General features: G+C 71.7%; 13 protein-coding genes and 1 pseudogene. 5 read left to right on the top strand and 9 right to left on the bottom strand.

The features are described from left to right. Window positions 1-87: 87 nt before the first annotated feature. Window positions 88-888, top strand: a complete 801-nt coding sequence (locus tag ACZ3ZD_RS11400; protein ID WP_467395536.1) for a phosphatase PAP2 family protein — start codon at window positions 88-90, stop codon at window positions 886-888. Beyond that, entirely contained in the window at window positions 885-1,868 is a 984-nt protein-coding gene (locus ACZ3ZD_RS11395) for a DMT family protein (RefSeq protein WP_467395535.1), read from the top strand. The genes ACZ3ZD_RS11400 and ACZ3ZD_RS11395 overlap by 4 nt, the downstream gene beginning before the upstream one ends. Window positions 1,869-1,963: 95 nt before the next feature. Here ACZ3ZD_RS11395 and ACZ3ZD_RS11390 read toward each other — a convergent pair. The 9 genes and pseudogenes from ACZ3ZD_RS11390 to ACZ3ZD_RS11350 form a co-directional block, all read right to left on the bottom strand. Beyond that, window positions 1,964-2,120, bottom strand: a pseudogene (locus ACZ3ZD_RS11390) (DUF2510 domain-containing protein); the annotation flags it as partial. A 56-nt stretch (window positions 2,121-2,176) separates the two neighbouring features. Then, window positions 2,177-4,225: a phosphocholine-specific phospholipase C gene (locus ACZ3ZD_RS11385; RefSeq protein ID WP_467395534.1), complete on the bottom strand. Its 2,049-nt coding sequence runs from the start codon at window positions 4,223-4,225 to the stop codon at window positions 2,177-2,179. Between the two features lie 226 nt (window positions 4,226-4,451). Then, complete coding sequence (locus ACZ3ZD_RS11380) at window positions 4,452-6,629, bottom strand: discoidin domain-containing protein (protein WP_467395533.1); 2,178 nt, start codon at window positions 6,627-6,629, stop codon at window positions 4,452-4,454. 57 nt (window positions 6,630-6,686) lie between these two features. Then, window positions 6,687-8,294: a glycoside hydrolase family 13 protein gene (locus ACZ3ZD_RS11375; protein ID WP_467395532.1), complete on the bottom strand. Its 1,608-nt coding sequence runs from the start codon at window positions 8,292-8,294 to the stop codon at window positions 6,687-6,689. Between the two features lie 32 nt (window positions 8,295-8,326). Then, window positions 8,327-9,205 carry a carbohydrate ABC transporter permease gene (locus ACZ3ZD_RS11370; RefSeq protein ID WP_467395531.1) on the bottom strand — a complete coding sequence of 293 codons (879 nt, stop codon included), beginning with the start codon at window positions 9,203-9,205 and terminating at the stop codon, window positions 8,327-8,329. Further along, window positions 9,202-10,191 (bottom strand): carbohydrate ABC transporter permease, encoded by a 990-nt coding sequence (locus tag ACZ3ZD_RS11365; RefSeq protein ID WP_467395530.1) that lies wholly within the window; start codon window positions 10,189-10,191, stop codon window positions 9,202-9,204. The genes ACZ3ZD_RS11370 and ACZ3ZD_RS11365 overlap by 4 nt, the downstream gene beginning before the upstream one ends. Window positions 10,192-10,196: 5 nt before the next feature. Continuing rightward, entirely contained in the window at window positions 10,197-11,549 is a 1,353-nt protein-coding gene (locus tag ACZ3ZD_RS11360) for an ABC transporter substrate-binding protein (RefSeq protein WP_467395529.1), read from the bottom strand. Window positions 11,550-11,678: 129 nt separating this feature from the next. Next, a complete protein-coding gene (locus tag ACZ3ZD_RS11355; RefSeq protein WP_467395528.1) occupies window positions 11,679-12,677 on the bottom strand; it encodes a LacI family DNA-binding transcriptional regulator in 999 nt (332 codons plus the stop codon). 105 nt (window positions 12,678-12,782) lie between these two features. Then, window positions 12,783-13,454, bottom strand: coding sequence for an MmyB family transcriptional regulator (locus tag ACZ3ZD_RS11350; RefSeq protein ID WP_467395527.1), 672 nt, complete (start codon window positions 13,452-13,454; stop codon window positions 12,783-12,785). A 241-nt stretch (window positions 13,455-13,695) separates the two neighbouring features. Here ACZ3ZD_RS11350 and ACZ3ZD_RS11345 point away from each other — a divergent pair, with 241 nt between their 5' ends. The 3 genes from ACZ3ZD_RS11345 (at window position 13,696) to ACZ3ZD_RS11335 (ending at window position 15,583) form a co-directional block, all read left to right on the top strand. After that, window positions 13,696-14,352, top strand: a complete 657-nt coding sequence (locus ACZ3ZD_RS11345; RefSeq protein WP_358637012.1) for a helix-turn-helix domain-containing protein — start codon at window positions 13,696-13,698, stop codon at window positions 14,350-14,352. A 14-nt stretch (window positions 14,353-14,366) separates the two neighbouring features. Beyond that, a complete protein-coding gene (locus ACZ3ZD_RS11340; RefSeq protein WP_467395526.1) occupies window positions 14,367-14,924 on the top strand; it encodes a toxin-antitoxin system, toxin component in 558 nt (185 codons plus the stop codon). Between the two features lie 428 nt (window positions 14,925-15,352). Continuing rightward, complete coding sequence (locus ACZ3ZD_RS11335; RefSeq protein WP_467395525.1) at window positions 15,353-15,583, top strand: hypothetical protein; 231 nt, start codon at window positions 15,353-15,355, stop codon at window positions 15,581-15,583. Window positions 15,584-15,643 lie beyond the last annotated feature (60 nt).

The following is a 15,643-nucleotide window of genomic DNA, read 5'->3' as shown; positions in this document are numbered from 1 at the left end:
TGAAAGCCGGTGCCGACCGGGGCGCACGCGCACCACATGCACCACACGCACGCACCACACGCACCACCGTCAGCGAAGGGGCCGGGGATGAACGCGCGATCCGAGCCTGCGGAGGCGGACACCGAGCCGGAAGCCCCGGCCCGGCCCCCTCTGATACGTGAGTTCCTGCTGGTCGCCGGGCTCTTCCTCGTCTACAAACTCGGCCGGCGACTGGCCATCGGCCACACCGGCGAGGCGTACCGCAACGCCCACCGCGTATGGCACCTGGAACGGGCCGTGCACCTCCCCCACGAGACCGCCGTGCAGTCCGCACTGCTGCACGGCGACACCCTCGTCCGCGTGGCGAACACCTACTACGCCACCGTCCACTTCCCGGCCACCGTCGCCTTCCTCGTCTGGCTCTACCTGCGACGCCCCGCCCACTACGTCTGGGCCCGCCGCGTCCTCGCGGTGGTCACCGGCGCCGCCCTCGTCCTGCCGTTCACCTTCCCCCTGGCCCCGCCCCGGATGCTGACCGGCACCGGCCTCGTCGACACGGCCCGCGTCTACGGCCCCTCCGTGTACGGCCCCCCGGCCGGCGACCACCTCTCCAACCAGTTCGCGGCCATGCCCTCACTGCACTTCGGCTGGGCACTGATGCTCGCGATCGGCCTGATCGCCGCCACCCGCTCCCGGTGGCGCGTGCTCTGGCTGCTGCACCCCCTGATCACCCTCCTGGTGATCGTGGGCACGGCCAACCACTACTGGCTCGACACGATCGTCGCCACGGCCATGCTCGGCGTCGCCCTCGCCGTCATCCACCCGCCGCGGCACACCGCCACCACGGCGGGCCGCGACACCGGCCGGCTGCGCACCCCCGAGCCCGCCCTGGCGGGAGCGAGCCGGTGAACCCCGCCACCCTGGCCGCCCTCGGCCTGTCACTCGTATCGGCCGTCGCCTACGCGCTGGCCGCCGTCGCCCAGGAACGCCTCGCCTCCCACAGCGCCGACACCGGCCTGGTACGGCTGCTGGGCACCGGCGCCTGGTGGTCGGCGGTCGGCCTGAACGCAGCGGCCGCACTGCTGCACGTCATCGCCCTGAAGTACGGCCCGCTGACCGTCGTACAGCCCCTCGGCGCCCTCACCCTCGTCGCCGCCGTGCCGCTGGGCGCACGCGCGGCCGGCCGGCGGGTCAGCACCGCCGAGTGGCGTGGGACCGCACTCACCCTGCTCGGCCTGGCCGCCCTCCTGGTCACCGCCTCCGGCCCGGCGCCCGCCCGGGTGCTGTCCCTGACCGAGGCCCTGGCCGTCGCGGGTACGACGGCCACCACCATCGGCCTGCTGAGCTGGCCCGGCACCCGCCCGGGCCTCCGGCACGCCACCGCGTCCGGCTTCGCCTCCGGTGTCGCCTCCGCCCTCACCCAGACGGTCACCGTGGCGGCCACCGACCGCTCCGGCCCGGTCCTCGGCACCGAGGTGATCGTCGTCGCGGTGCTCGTCGCCGCCTTCGCCGTCGGCGGACTCCTGCTGTCCCAGACCGCCTACCGCGGCGGCCTCGGCGCACCCCTGGCCGTCGTCACCCTCACCAACCCGGTCACCGCCGCGGTCATCGGCCTCACCCTGCTGGGCCAGGGACTGCAGGGCGGCCCCACGGGGATACTGCTGGCCCTGGCGGGTGCGGGACTGGCGGCGTGGGGGGTCGTGCTGCTCACCCGGGCGGCCCCCGCAGGAGACGGCGACTCCGGCGGTGCCGGGCGGCCCGGGGGGTACGGCGGGCAGGATGAGCATCCGGTGGCGGCGGTGCTGGCCCTGGAGCCGGGGTCGGCCACGAGCGAGCCTTCACTGGTGCCGCGTCAGCCGGAGCAGCCGGAGCACCTCACGGCGCTGTGACCGCGCGCGGACGGGACACGGGATACCGCATACGGGTTACGGCACCTTGCATACGGCATACGGCATACGGCATACGGCGGCGGCCGGTGTGCGAGGCCGCCGGAGGCGACGCCGGCCTGCTGCTGCACCTGGCGCTGCACCCTGGCGTCACCGGCCGGCTGCGGCGGTCCACTGCGAGCCGTCCCAGGAGCGGAGCGTCCGCGCCGCCCCGTGCGGATCCGGGTACCAGCCTGCGTGGTCACCGGGGCCCATTGCCCTGATGTGACCGGTACCTGACCAGACCGCACGGAGCGGTGTTCGTCGCCCGTTCAGCCCGTGACGATCGCCGGGTCGCTGACGCCGGGCAGGCCGTTCTCCACGTGTCCGGCGAAGCCGCGCAGGAAGGCGGGGTCGGCGTCGGTGGTGACGGTCAGGTCGTACCAGCGCTTGCTCTGCGCGAGCGCGACGGTGTGCCGCACGGTCGCGCCGGGACGCACGGTCGCGGTGACCTGGCTGCCGCCGTAGCCGTTGGCCAGCTTCAGCTTCACGGTGCCGGAGCCCTTGTTGGTGAAGGCCAGTTCGATGTCGTCCCCGGCCTGCCGGGCGGTGACCTCGGTCCCGGCGACCTTGTTGCGGCCCTTGAAGACGCGCAGGAACCCGTTGGGGCCGTGCACGGCGAGGTCGTAGTCACCGCCGGAGTAGACCGAGTTCCAGGTGTCCGACAGTGTCCTGCCGGCCTGCGTGGTGTACGTCCAGGGGCCGTCGGTACGGCTGTTGGACGTGACGAGGAAGACCGCGCCCGCCTGCGCGCCCGAGGCGAAGGTGAGCGTGAACTTCCCGGCCGCGGTGTCCGCCGAACCGTCCACCACCGGGGCGTACTTCAACGGACGGGTGGGCCGGCTGCCGGGCTCCTGCCGGGGCAGCGACGGGTTGGCGGGCGGCTTGGGCACGTAGTCGGGGTGGCGGTCGTGGTCCTTCGGCAGGTAGCCGGCCGTCGAGGGGAGGACGGTGGGCGCGGTGTCCTTGCAGGAGAAGTCGAAGGCGCTGGTCAGGTCGCCGCAGACGGCGCGCCGCCAGGGGGAGATGTTGGGCTCCCGCACTCCGAAGCGCCGCTCGATGAACCGGATGATCGAGGTGTGGTCGAGGGTCTCGGAGCAGACGAAACCGCCCTTGCTCCACGGGGAGACGACGAGCATCGGCACCCGCTGGCCGAGTCCGTAGGGGCCGGTGACGTGGCCGGCGTCGCCCTTGAACAGGTCCGGCGCCGGGTCGACCGTCGACTTGCCCTGGGCGGCGGAGGCGGGCGGGTAGGGCGGGATGACGTGGTCGAAGAAGCCGTCGTTCTCGTCGTAGGTGAGGAACAGCGCGGTCTTCCCCCACACGTCGGGGTTGGCGGTGAGCGCGTCCAGGACCTGGGAGACGTACCAGGCGCCGTAGTTGGCGGGCCAGTTGGGGTGTTCGGTGAAGGCCTCGGGGGCGACGATCCAGGAGACCTGGGGCAGCCGGTCCGCCTGGACGTCGGCCTTGAGCTGGTCGAAGAAGCCCTCGCCCTTGCGGGCGTCGGTGCCGGTGCGGGCCTTGTCGTACAGGGGGTCGCCGGGAGCCGCGTCACGGTAGCGGTTGAAGTAGAGGAGCGAGTTGTCACCGTAGTTGCCGCGGTAGGCGTCGTTGATCCAGCCCCAGCCGCCGCTCGCGTCGAGGCCGTCGCCGACGTCCTGGTAGATCTTCCAGGAGACCCCGGCCTGCTCCAGGCGTTCGGGGTACGTCGTCCAGCCGTAGCCCTTCTCGTCGTTGCCGAGGACGGGGCCGCCGCCCGTGCCGTCGTTGCCGGTGTACCCCGTCCACATGTAGTAGCGGTTGGGGTCGGTGGAGCCGATGAGCGAGCAGTGGTAGGCGTCGCAGAGGGTGAAGGCGTCCGCGAGCGCGTAGTGGAAGGGGATGTCGTCACGGGTCAGGTACGCCATCGTCGTCGCGGACTTGGCGGGCACCCACTTGTCGTACTTGCCGCCGTTGAACGCGGTGTGGCCGTCGTTCCAGCCGTGCGGGAGGTCCTGGATGAAGGCCAGGCCGAGGTCGTCGGCGTCGGGGTGGAACGGCAGGACGTCCTTCGTGCCGTCGGACTGCTTCCAGACGGACCTGCCGTTCTGGGTGACCGGGCGGGGGTCGCCGAAGCCGCGGACGCCGCGGAGCGAGCCGAAGTAGTGGTCGAAGGAACGGTTCTCCTGCATCAGCACGACGATGTGCTGGACATCGTCCACCGATCCGGTGCGGTAGTGGGCGGGCAGGGCGGCCGCACGCTGGATGCTGCCGGCCAGCGCGGAGAACGCCGTGGTGGCGCCGGCGAGTTGCAGGAAGCGCCGCCGGTTGACTTCGGGCATGGGTGAGGGTCCTCTCGTCCTGACGTCCCAGATGCCGCCAGTTGACGGAATCTGCGCGGAGCGAGTGTTCCAAGAGCAGCAAACGTCAGGGAAGGGTCTGGTGGCGTCCATGTGAAACTCGGCGGTCCGTGCGGTGCCGCACGCCCGGCGCCGGGCGGCCCCGTTCCTCCTCGCCCTCGGCGCCGTGCCCCGGCGCCTGCGCGCCGGGGCACGGTCGTGGGTCGCCTCAGGATGTCAGATACGCCTCCACCTCACTGAACTGACCCGCCGGCCAGCCCGTGTTGCCGCTGACGGTCAGGCGGAGGTAGCGCAGGTTGGTGGCGGCGGGCAGGGACACGGTCGCGGTGTTGCCGGTGGCCGGGTCGAAGCGGTAGCCCTGGGCGCCCACGACGGTCGAGTAGCCGGAGCCGTCGGTGCTGCCGAGCACCGTGACGGTCTGGGTGCGGGCTCCCCAGGCGGTGGACGGCGGCAGCTTCAGCACCAGGCGGCGCACCGCGTAGGACGCGCCGAGGTCGACCGTCCAGGACTGCGGGAAGGCGTTGTTGGCGGACTCCCAGTAGCTGTTCGCGTCGCCGTCGACCGCCTTGCCCGGTGTGTAGACGTCCTGCGAGCCGGTCGCGGTGGCCGGGCGGCCCTTGGCGAGGTTCCGGTTCGGGTCCGGTGCGGGGTTGCCCTGACCGGGCTGGGGCCAGGTGGAGCAGTCCGACCAGGCGCTGGACCAGCCGGTGTTGCCGCCGCCGTCGGTGAGGGTGAAGGCGCCGGAGTTCGCCGGGAAGGGGCAGTTGTACACGCCGGCCGCCCCGACCTGGGTGGCGGTGACGTTCTTGAAGGTGGCCGCGCCCTGCGCCTCGGCCTGGACGACGACCGTACCGGTGTTCCGCACGGTCGCGCCGGAGACGTTGACGTTGCGCACCGGGTAGCCGTGCCCGCCGCCGGAGACGAACTCGAAGGCGCTGTACGGGCTGTCGGTGATCGTCGTGTTGGTGATGTCGACGGTCGCGTCGATGGCGCTGTCGTAGGAGTCGACGCGCAGGGCGCCCATCGCGTGGTTCCAGTTGGGGTTCATCGCGCCGGTGCGCACCAGCGTGTTGCCGTCGACGGTGATGGTGCCGGCGAGGGGGTGGAAGGGGTCGAGGAACTTCTGGTTGGAGATGGCGATGCCGCTGCCGAGGGCGTTGGTGTCGGAGACCAGGTTGTTGCGTACGGCGATGTCGGTGCCGCCGTAGATGGCGATGCCGTTGGCGAGGTTGGGCTGCGAGATGGTGTTGTTCTCGAAGCTGGAGTCGGTGTCCGGGGAGTACAGCGACCACATGGCGAGGGAGTCGTCGCCCTGGTTGCGCAGGAAGTTGTTACGGACCCGGACGCCCTTGGCGGTGCCGTTGAGGTTGATGCCGTCGGCGGTGGTGTCGAGGATGCGGCTGTTCTCCACCACCAGGTTGTCGTTGTCGCCCGTGAGCCACAGGCCGACCTTCAGGTGCTGGATCCACATGCCGGAGACGGACGAGTCGGGTCCGAGGGAGCCGTTGACGAAGTTGTCCGGACTGGAGTCGACGCGTTCGGTGACCTCGCCGATGACCGCGAAGTCCTTGATGTGGACCTTGCCCGCGGAGCTCGACTGGTCGATGAAGCGGGAGGTGTGCACGACCGAGTACCAGCTGCCGGCCCCCTGGAGGGTCACATTCTGTACACCGTTCAGGGAGGACGTGATCCGGTAGTCGCCCGGTGGGATCCACACCGTGCCGCCCTGGGCCGCGGCGATGGCGTCCCGGAACGCCTGGGTGGAGTCGCCGCCGCCGCTGGGGTCGGCGCCCCTGGAGACGACGGACACCGAACCGGCGGGCTGCGTGGCGGCCGGGGCGACCTGTTCGAAGTCGGCGACGTCGACGGTGACCTGGACGCCGGCCGCCTCGACGGCGACCTTGTCGCCGGGCTGGAGGTTCTGCCCGAGCAGCATCCGGGTGTTGTCGAAGAAGTGGTGTGTTCTGGCGCCGGGGATCCAGCCGGTGTCGATGTACGAGTACTTGGAGGTCACCGGGAGGGTCTTGGCGAGCCGGGTGCCGTTGACGTACACGTTGAGCGCCCCGGACTGGCCGTCCGGGACACTGTAGGCGACGTTCAGTGCGTTGGACGCGCGCGGCACGGTGAACTCCACCCGCTGCCCGGCGGCCAGCCGCACGGCCTGCCGGCCGGAGGCCTCCGAGGCGAGGGAGCCCTGCGTGTAGTCCGGGCCGATCCGCGTACCGTTGCCCGCCGCCGACTCGGCCTCCACGGAGGTGAAGGGGAGTGTGGCGCCGGCCGCCGCGTGGGCGGCCGGGGCGACGGCGACGAGCATGCCGGCGGCGAGGGCGACGACCGCCCCCATAGCTGGCATGCGCCTGACATATCTGGCGGTGCTGCTGTGCATGTGCTGATCCCTTCGTGGTGGGGGTGCCTGGGATAGCGAGGGGGGTACGACTGCGGCTCAGGCGCGCAGCCAGGCCGCCGTGTCCTGCGGCAGCCGGCCCGCGGGGTCCAGCGGGCCGCTGGCGAGCAGGAGCCGGGAGTGCGCGGGCAGGTCGGCGGGCGTGGCCGCGAGGTTGACCACGCACAGCACGCCGTCCGCGCGGGAGAAGGCGAGCACGCCGTCGGGGGCGGGCAGCCAGGTGAGGGGGCCGTCGCCGAAGCGGGGGCGGAGGGCGATGGCGCGGCGGTAGAGGGTGAGCATGGAGTCGGGGTCCCCCAGTTGACGGTCGACTGCGTACGAGGGCCAGTCGGCCGGCTGCGGCAGCCACGGCTCCCCGTGGGAACCGAATCCCGTGTACGGCATACCGTCGGCCCATGGCAGCGGTACCCGGCAGCCGTCGCGGCCGGGGTCGACTCCATGCGATCGGAAGTACATCGGATCCTGCATACGGTCGACCGGTATCTCGGCCTCCGGCAGTCCCAGCTCCTCCCCCTGGTAGACGTAGACCGACCCTGGCAGCGCCAGCGACAGCAGCGCCGCGGCCCGCGCCCGGCGTGTCCCCAGCACCAGGTCCGTCGGCGTGCCGAAGGCCTTGGTGGCGAAGTCGAACGCGGTGTCGGCGCGGCCGTACCGGGTGACCGTGCGGGTGACGTCGTGGTTGCACAGGACCCAGGTGGCCGGGGCGCCGACGGGGGCGTGTGCGGCGAGGGTGGCGTCGATCGAGGCGCGGAGCCGGCCGGCGTCCCAGGGGCAGGTGAGGTAAGGGAAGTTGAAGGCGGTGTGGAGTTCGTCGGGGCGGAGGTAGCGGGTGAGGCGTTCGGGGTCGGGCAGCCAGACCTCGCCGACGAACACGGCGCCGTACTCGTCCGCGACGCGCCGCCAGGAGCGGTAGATGGTGTGGAGTTCGTCGCGGTCGAGGAAGGGGTGCGGTCCGGGGTGTGCGGCGAGGTCGGGGAGGTCCGGGTCCTTGGCGAGCAGGGCCGCCGAGTCGATGCGGACGCCGGCGACACCGCGTTCGAACCAGAAGCGCAGGATGTCCTCGTGTTCCCGGCGGACGGCGGGGTGGGCCCAGTTGAGGTCGGGTTGTCCGGGGGTGAACAGGTGCAGGTACCAGTCGCCGTCGGGCAGGCGGGTCCACACCGGTTCGGTGGAGCCGGCGAACTGGGACGGCCAGTCGTTCGGCGGACGTTCGCCGTGCGGGCCGCGTCCGGGCCGGAAGTGGAACAGTGCGCGTTCGGGGCTGCCGGGCCCGGCGGCGAGGGCGGCCCGGAACCAGGGGTGCTGGTCGGAGACGTGGTTGGGCACGATGTCGACGATGGTCCGGATGCCCAGCTCGCGTGCTTCGGCGATGAGTTTCTCGGCCTCGGCGAGGGTGCCGAAGGCGGGGTCGATGGTCCGGTAGTCGGCGACGTCGTAGCCGCCGTCTTCCAGGGGTGACAGGTACCAGGGGGTGAACCACAGCGCGTCGACGCCGAGTTCGGCCAGGTAGGGCAGTCGGGAGCGGACGCCCGCGAGGTCGCCGGTGCCGTCGCCGTCGCCGTCGGCGAAGCTGCGGACGTACACCTGGTAGATGACGGCCGAGCGCCACCAGTCGGGGTCTTTCCGGGCATGGCTGGGCTGTCCCACGGGGCGTGCCTTTCTGTGGAGGGGTGGCGGCGTCAGCCCTTGGTGCTGCCCGCGCTGATCCCGGCGATGATGTGCCGCTGGAAGACGAGGAACAGCGCCACCATCGGGATGCTGGCGATCACCATCGCGGCGATGAGCACGGTGAGCTGGATGTTCTGCGACAGCTGGACCAGGGCGACGCTGATCGGCTGTTCGCCGGTGTCGGAGAAGACCATCAGCGGCCACAGGAAGTCCTGCCAGACGGCGACCAGCGCGAAGATGGAGACCACGCCGAGGACGGGCCGGGACATGGGCAGGACGACGGACCACAGGATCCGCAGCGGGCCGGCGCCGTCGATCGCGGCGGCCTCCAGGACATCGCGGGGCAGCTGGTCGAAGAACCGTTTGAGCAGGTAGAGGTTGAAGGCGTTGGCGGCGGCCGGCAGCCAGATGGCGAGGGGGTCGTTGAGCAGGCTGGTGTGGATCAGCGGCAGGTCGGCGACGGTGAGGTACTTCGGGACGACCAGGGCCTGCGCCGGGACCATCAGGGTGGCGAGGATGCCGCCGAGTACGACCGTGCCGAAGGCGGGTCTGAGTCTGGACAGGGAGTACGCGGCGGCCGTGCAGAACAGGAGTTGGAAGAACCAGGCGCCGGCCGCCTGGACGGCCGTGTTCACCAGGTGTTGCGGGAGCTGCATCAGGTTCCAGGCGTCGGTGTAGCCGGCGAGGTGCCAGTGCTCGGGTACCAGCGTGGGCGGGGTCCGGGCCACCTCGTCCGGGGACTTCAGGGCACCGGTCACCATCCAGTAGACGGGGAAGAGGAAGGCGAGCGCGAAGAGGACGACGACGGCCGTGAACACCGTCCAGTAGGCGGCCCTTCCGCGGGGGCGGGCGAGGGCGGCCGGGGAGACGAGGGTGCGGGTGCTGCTCATGTGTCCCCCTCGGAGCGGGTGAGCCGCAGGTAGCCGGCGGAGAAGGCGCCGAGAAACAGCAGGAGCATGACGCTCAGGGCGCAGGCGCCGCCGAAGTCGTTGTAGAGGAAGGCGTATTTGTAGATGAGGTAGAGGACGGTGACCGTGGCGTTCTCCGGGCCGCCGCCGGTGATGACGAACGGTTCGGTGAACACCTGCATGGTGGCGATGACCTGGAGGAGCATCAGCATCAGGATCACGAACCGGGTCTGCGGGACGGTGACGTGCCGGACGCGCTGGAGGAGGTTCGCGCCGTCGAGTTCGGCCGCCTCGTACAGCTCGCCGGGGATGGACTGCAGGGCGGCCAGGTAGATGAGGACGGTGCCGCCCATGTTGGCCCAGGTGGCCACGATCACCAGGGAGACGAGCGCGGTGCCGGTGCCGTTGGACCAGTTCGAGGTGGGCAGGTGCAGGAAGCGCAGCGTCTCGTTGGCGAGGCCGGTCCCCGGGTCGTAGAACCACTTCCACAGCAGGGCGCTGACCACGGGCGGGATCATCACCGGCAGGTAGACCACGATCCGGAAGAAGGCCTTGGCGTGCCTGAGTTCGTTGAGGACGAGGGCGAGGAGGAAGGGGACGGCGAAGCCGAGGAGGAGGGCCAGCAGGGTGAAGGTGAGGGTGTTGCGCCAGGCGGCCGTGAACTCGGGGTCGTGCAGGACGCGGGTGAAGTTGGCGGTGCCGGCCCAGGTGGGCGGGGAGCCGGGTGTGTACGTCTGGAAGGCGATGACGACGGCGCGGATCGCCGGGTACCAGGAGAACAGGGCGAAGCAGAGCAGTCCGCCGATGAGGAAGGCGTAGGCCCGGAGCTGGTCGGCCAGGCGGCGGCGAACGCCGTGTCGTGACCGGGGTGGCGTCGGGGCCGGTGGGACGGCGGGGCGCGCCGGGGGCCGGCGCTCGGCCGGATTCGCCGGGTTCCCCGCGCTCGCCGTGTGCGCCGTCTTCGTCATGGCGGTCAGCCCCGGGCCAGAATGCTGTCGATCTTGGCGGACGCGTCCTTGAGGAGCTGGTCGATGTCGGCGTCCTTGCGGGTGAGGACGGCGGAGACGGTGGCGTCGAGGACGGAGTAGATCTGCTGGGCGTGCGGCGGTTCCGTCTTCAGCCTGAGCTTGCGGTTGCCGTCGAGGAAGGCCTGGTAGTTGCGGACCGGGACGTTGGCGTTGGCCTTCTTGACCCGCTGGTCGGTGGCGTCGGCGGCGCCGGTGAACAGGCGTGGCTCGGGCAGGCCGACGGGGGCGTCGTTCTTCCTGGCGCGCGCGTAGTCGCCGAGGAAGCCCTTGCCCGGGGTGAGGAACATGTGGTCGAGCCACTTCAGGGCGGCGCGGATCTGGGCGGGCGTGTCCTTCTTGTTGACCATGTAGCCGTCGCCGCCGATGAGGGTGCCCTTGCCGCCGGGCATGGGGGCGAGGGCGAGGTCCTGGTAGCTGCCGCCCTTCTCCTTGACGAGGATCGGGATGTTGTCGGGGGCGGCGAGGTACATGCCGAGCTTGCCCGAACCCATCATCTGCTGCACGTCGTTGATGACGAGGAGCTGCTTGCTGCCCATCGAGTCGTCGGTCCACCGCATGTCGTGCAGGTTCCGCAGGACGGCCCGGCCCTCGGGGGTGTCGATGGTGGCCCTGGTGCCGTCGTGGCTGACGACGTCGCCACCCTGGGAGTACAGCTCGGCGGTGAAGTGCCAGCCGCCCTGGTTCTGGGCGCTGTAGTCGGCGTAGCCGACGGTGCCGTCGCCGAGGGCGGCGATCCGCTTGGCGGCGGCGCGGACCTCGTCCCAGGTCGCCGGGGGCTTGTCGGGATCCAGGCCGGCCTTGCGGAACAGGGCCCGGTTGTAGACCAGTCCCATGGAGTATGCCGTACGCGGTATCCCGTACACCTTCCCGTCCACGGTGTAGATGTCCCGCAGCTGCTTCTGGATGCTGTCGTAGCTCTTCAGTTCCCCGAGGTACGGGGTGAGATCGGCGGCCTGGTGGACGTCGACCACGTGCCGGGCGTCGGTGAAGTACGTGTAGAACACGTCCTCCATCTGGCCGCCGGCGAGTTTGGCGTCGAAGGTCTTCGGGTCCTGGCAGGGGAAGGCGTCGTGGGTGACGACGTCGATGTCCGGATGGTCCTCCTCGAAGGCGGCGACGTCCTCCTCGAAGAAGCGGCGGTCGGTCTTGGCGCTCCTGGGCGGCTCGCAGTTGACGGTGATGCGGGTCTTGCCGCCCGCCGTGCGACCGTCGCCCGAGCCGCAGGCGGTGGCGGCGAGGGCGAGGGAGGAACAGACGCCGATCGCGACGACGGTACGGCGGAACCCGGTGCTTGTCATCGGTGGACCCCTCATGGCACTCATGGCAGGAGCGGTGGGCGCCGCACACTCAAGCACCGCCGACATCGGTCCGCAAGATGTCGCGCGTAATCTGTAATTATTCGACAGCAGACCGGATCTGTTGGGGGATCAGTCGCGCGGGGCTTGCGCGGTGGAGCCGCGTACCACCAGTTCCGGCTCGAACAGCAGCTCCTCGGCGGGTACGGCGGTGCCGCCGATGCGGGCGTTCAGCAGTTCCACGGCCGCGCGCCCCATGGCCTCGATGGGCTGGCGCACGGTGGTCAGCGGGGGCTCGGTGCAGTTCATGAACGCCGAGTCGTCGTAGCCGACGACGGAGACCCGGCCCGGGACGTCGTACCCCTTGCGCCGGGCGGCCCGGACGGCGCCGAGCGCCAGCGGGTCGGAGGCGCAGATGATGCCGGTGATCCCCCGGTCGATCAGCCGGGAGGCGGCGGCGTGCCCGCCCTCCAGGGAGAAGATGGCCCGCGCGACGGCCTCCTCCGGCAGATCGCCGGCGATCGCCCGGGCCGCGGCCAGTTTGCGGGCCGAGGGGACGTGGTCCCGGGGGCCGAGGACCAGGCCGATGCGTTCGTGGCCGAGGGAGGCCAGGTGCCGCCAGGCCTGCTCGACGGCTACGGCGTCGTCGCAGGACACGCCCGGGAAGCCGAGGTCGTCGATGGCCGCGTTGACGAGCACGACGGGGATGTTGCGCTCGGCCAGCAGCCGGTAGTGGTCGTGCGGGGCGTCGGCCTGGGCGTACAGGCCGCCGGCGAACACGACGCCGGAGACCTGCTGCTGGAGGAGCAGTTCGACGTAGTCCGCCTCGGAGACCCCGCCCTTGGTCTGCGTGCACAGCACCGGGGTGAGTCCCAGCTGGGCGAGGGCGCCGCCGATGACCTCGGCGAACGCCGGGAAGATGGGGTTCTGCAGCTCGGGCAGGACGAGGCCGACGAGCCGGGCGCGTTCGCCGCGCAGCTGGGTGGGGCGCTCGTAGCCGAGGACGTCGAGAGCGGTGAGTACCGCCTGCCGGGTGGCGTCGGAGACTCCGGGCTTGCCGTTGAGTACCCGGCTGACCGTGGCCTCGCTGACCCCGACCTTCTTCGCCACTTCCGCAAGTCGTCGCGTCATGACCGCAAGGCTAGCGCAAGCAGCGCAAGCGACTTGCGTAACGGGGTGGGGTCGGGAGTGAACCGACCCGGCGCCGTCGGCGACCTGAACGCCGACGGTGCCGGGTCAGTTCCCGGGGGACGGGACGACGGTCAGGTGGGAGGCGGTGCCGCGCGGCCGGCGCGCCCGCCGGACCGGCGCGACGGCCCGGCGGGGGTCGCGCAGGATCATCGTCAGGCGCCGGTAGCCGAGTTCCAGCAGCGGCTGCGACGCCTCCTCGACGATGCGGCACTCGGTGCGCCCGCGGCGCGGGTCCGGGTGGTGCAGCAGGCGTACCGCGCCGTCGAGGCGGGCCCCGGCCTCGCCGACGGCCCGGATCCAGTGCGGCAGGCCCTGCCGGTAGGCAGCCTCCATGATCGGGTCCTGGGCGATCTCCCGGCGCACCGCCTGGAGTTCGTGGTCGTGACCGTGCGTCTCCAGGGCGGAGCGGACCTGGGCCAGCATGGGCAGGCACCAGCCGGGCTCGTGCTCGCCGAGAACCTCGCCCGCGTCGGGGTGGAACAGCACGAAGCGGAGGAAGTTCTCCCCCGGCATGGCCGTCGGATGGGGGCGCACGCCCCGGAAAAGTGTCTCGAACGCGCTGTTGGCCATGACCACGTTCCAGTGGCGGTCCACGACCAGCGACGGGCAGGACAGGTACTCCAGCAGTGCTCCGTAGTCCTGAAGGTAGGCCTGGGTCTCGCAGCTCTCGGGGACGGGCCGCGGTGCCGGCCGCTGCCCTCCTGCCTGATGTGCCATCGGGAGGTCACCCCTCTTGCCTCTGCGGCCTTTCTCGCGGCGATGCGATCCTGCTGCCCAGGCGAGAGCCGTGTCAACTATCGTGGCATTTCATGCCGGTTGACGGCTGAAATTCGCCACAGTTGTGGCGACACCTGGATGTGAGTTCGAGACACCGGCTACTCTCCGGGAAGTTCACGGCGACCGCTCGTGAGAAGCACGGACGCATCTGAAGCCCTCTAGAGACGTAGGAGTTCTGTCGGTGACGGATGGCTACGAGGATCCGGGCGCCTCGGCGACCGCCCAGCTGCCGGCCGTCGTCGCCCGCGTCACCGCGCTCGCCGACCGCCTCGGGGTGCCGCACGCCGAGGTCTTCGACGTCGGGCGGCTCTCCACCGCCTGCGGGGTGCCGGAGCCGGTGGTCCGGGCCCTGCTGAGCGGCCGGCCCGCGGGCGAGCCGGATGTCCAGGCCCGCTTCCTGCAGCGCCTGGACCTGCTGCGCCGTACCCGGCTGAAGCCGGGCGGACGCCGGTACACCCAGCAGGAGATCGCCGACGGCGCGGGCATGTCCCGGCAGCAGGCAGGCGCCCTCATCAACGGCGACCGGCGGCCCACCATGGAGCACTGCGACGCGTTGCAGCGCTTCTTCCGGGTGCACGCCGGTTTCCTCACGGCGGAGGACCCCGAGGCGCTGGCGGGCGCCCTGCAGCGCACCGAGCAGGAACTGCTGCAGAAACTCGCGGACCGGGAGCGGGCCGCAGCCGAGACCGCGGAGGATCCCCTGGAGCGGCTGCTGCAGGACCACGGCGTACGCGGAATCGCCTGGCGGGCCGCGCAGTTGCCCACCGACCAGCACCGGGACAAGGTCGCCGAGTGGCTCGACATGCTCCTGGAGAGCGTCAAGCGGCCCGAGTCGTGAGCCGGGGGAGGACCGTGGGCATCGGCAGGGACTTGCGCCGGCTGTGCAACGAGCTGGTGGGCGGGCTGACGCTGCCGGCGCCCGCGCCGCCGGAGGAGTTGTACCGGGCGCTGTGCGAGGCGATGAGCCGCCGCCGCGGCCGTCCGGTGCACTTCCGTACGGCCGCCTTCCCGCCCGGCACGGCCAGCGGGCTGTGGCTGGACCTGGCCGACCGGGACGTCGTGGTGGTGGAGGAACGCACCGCCCCCGACCACCAGTTGGTGATCCTGGGCCATGAGCTGTGGCACATGCAGGCCGACCACTGCGGGTTCCATGTGGAGGGGGTCGGCGCGGCGACGCGGCTGCTGGGCGACGACACCGACCAGGAGGCGCTGCGGGCGGCGGTGCAACGGGTCGCGGCCCGGACCCGGTTCGACCTCGCCGAGGAACGCGACGCCGAGACCTTCGGGCTGCTCCTGGCGAGCAAGTGCCGGACGTGGCTGGCGGGTTCTGCCCTGCGGGTGCCGGTGCAGCGGGACGGCGTGGCGGGCCGCATCGAGGCGTCGCTGGGCTATCCGGGCCAGCACGGCTGACGGGCGGCACGGCGACCGGGCGGACGCGGCCGGCGGATGCGGTACGGCGACCCGGTCGGCGCGGCTGAGCGGGGCGGTACGGCAGCGGCAACTCGGCCGGCGCGGCCGGTCCGGTACGGCGACGGGGCCGGCCGTTCAAGGCCGCGGGCCGCGATTCCGTGCGCCGCAGCGGCGCCGCCCCTCCGCCATCCCTGCGCCGTCCCTCCGGGTCCTCCCACTGCAGTCCTCCCTCTGCAGTCCTCCCCGCGGGTACGACGCCGACGGTGAACCGTTTCCCCTGTGCCGGGACGCCGGTTGGCGGGCGGTTCCGCCTCGGCTGAGCGGGCTAACCGGCGCGGGACCGGACGGCGTTGTCAGTGGTGGGCGGCAAGCTGGGGAGTGCGCCGCAGAGCGCGTGACCGTGACGCCTACTCGGGGAGAGCCGACCGATGCCCACCGCCGTACTGACCGACCGTGAGCGAACCGCCGTACAGGCCTACCTGCGGCTGCTGCACACGGTGCGCGCCGCCTTCGACGGGCCACCGGACACGGACCGGCCCACCGTCGTCCCGCCCGCCGTGCTCGCCGAGGCGGAGCAGGCGCTGGCCCGGGCGGGACTGGCGGGCAACGAGGAGGCGTTCTTCCGGCTGCTGCGCGAGTGGTGCCCGCCACCGGCCTGAGCCCCGGGCCGGCACCGCAGGAGGTGTGCGTACCGGCGCGGCGGCCGGCCTGGGCCGGGT

This window comes from Streptomyces sp. NPDC023481 (assembly GCF_055560195.1).
This window is presented reverse-complemented; position numbering and strand designations above follow the sequence as displayed.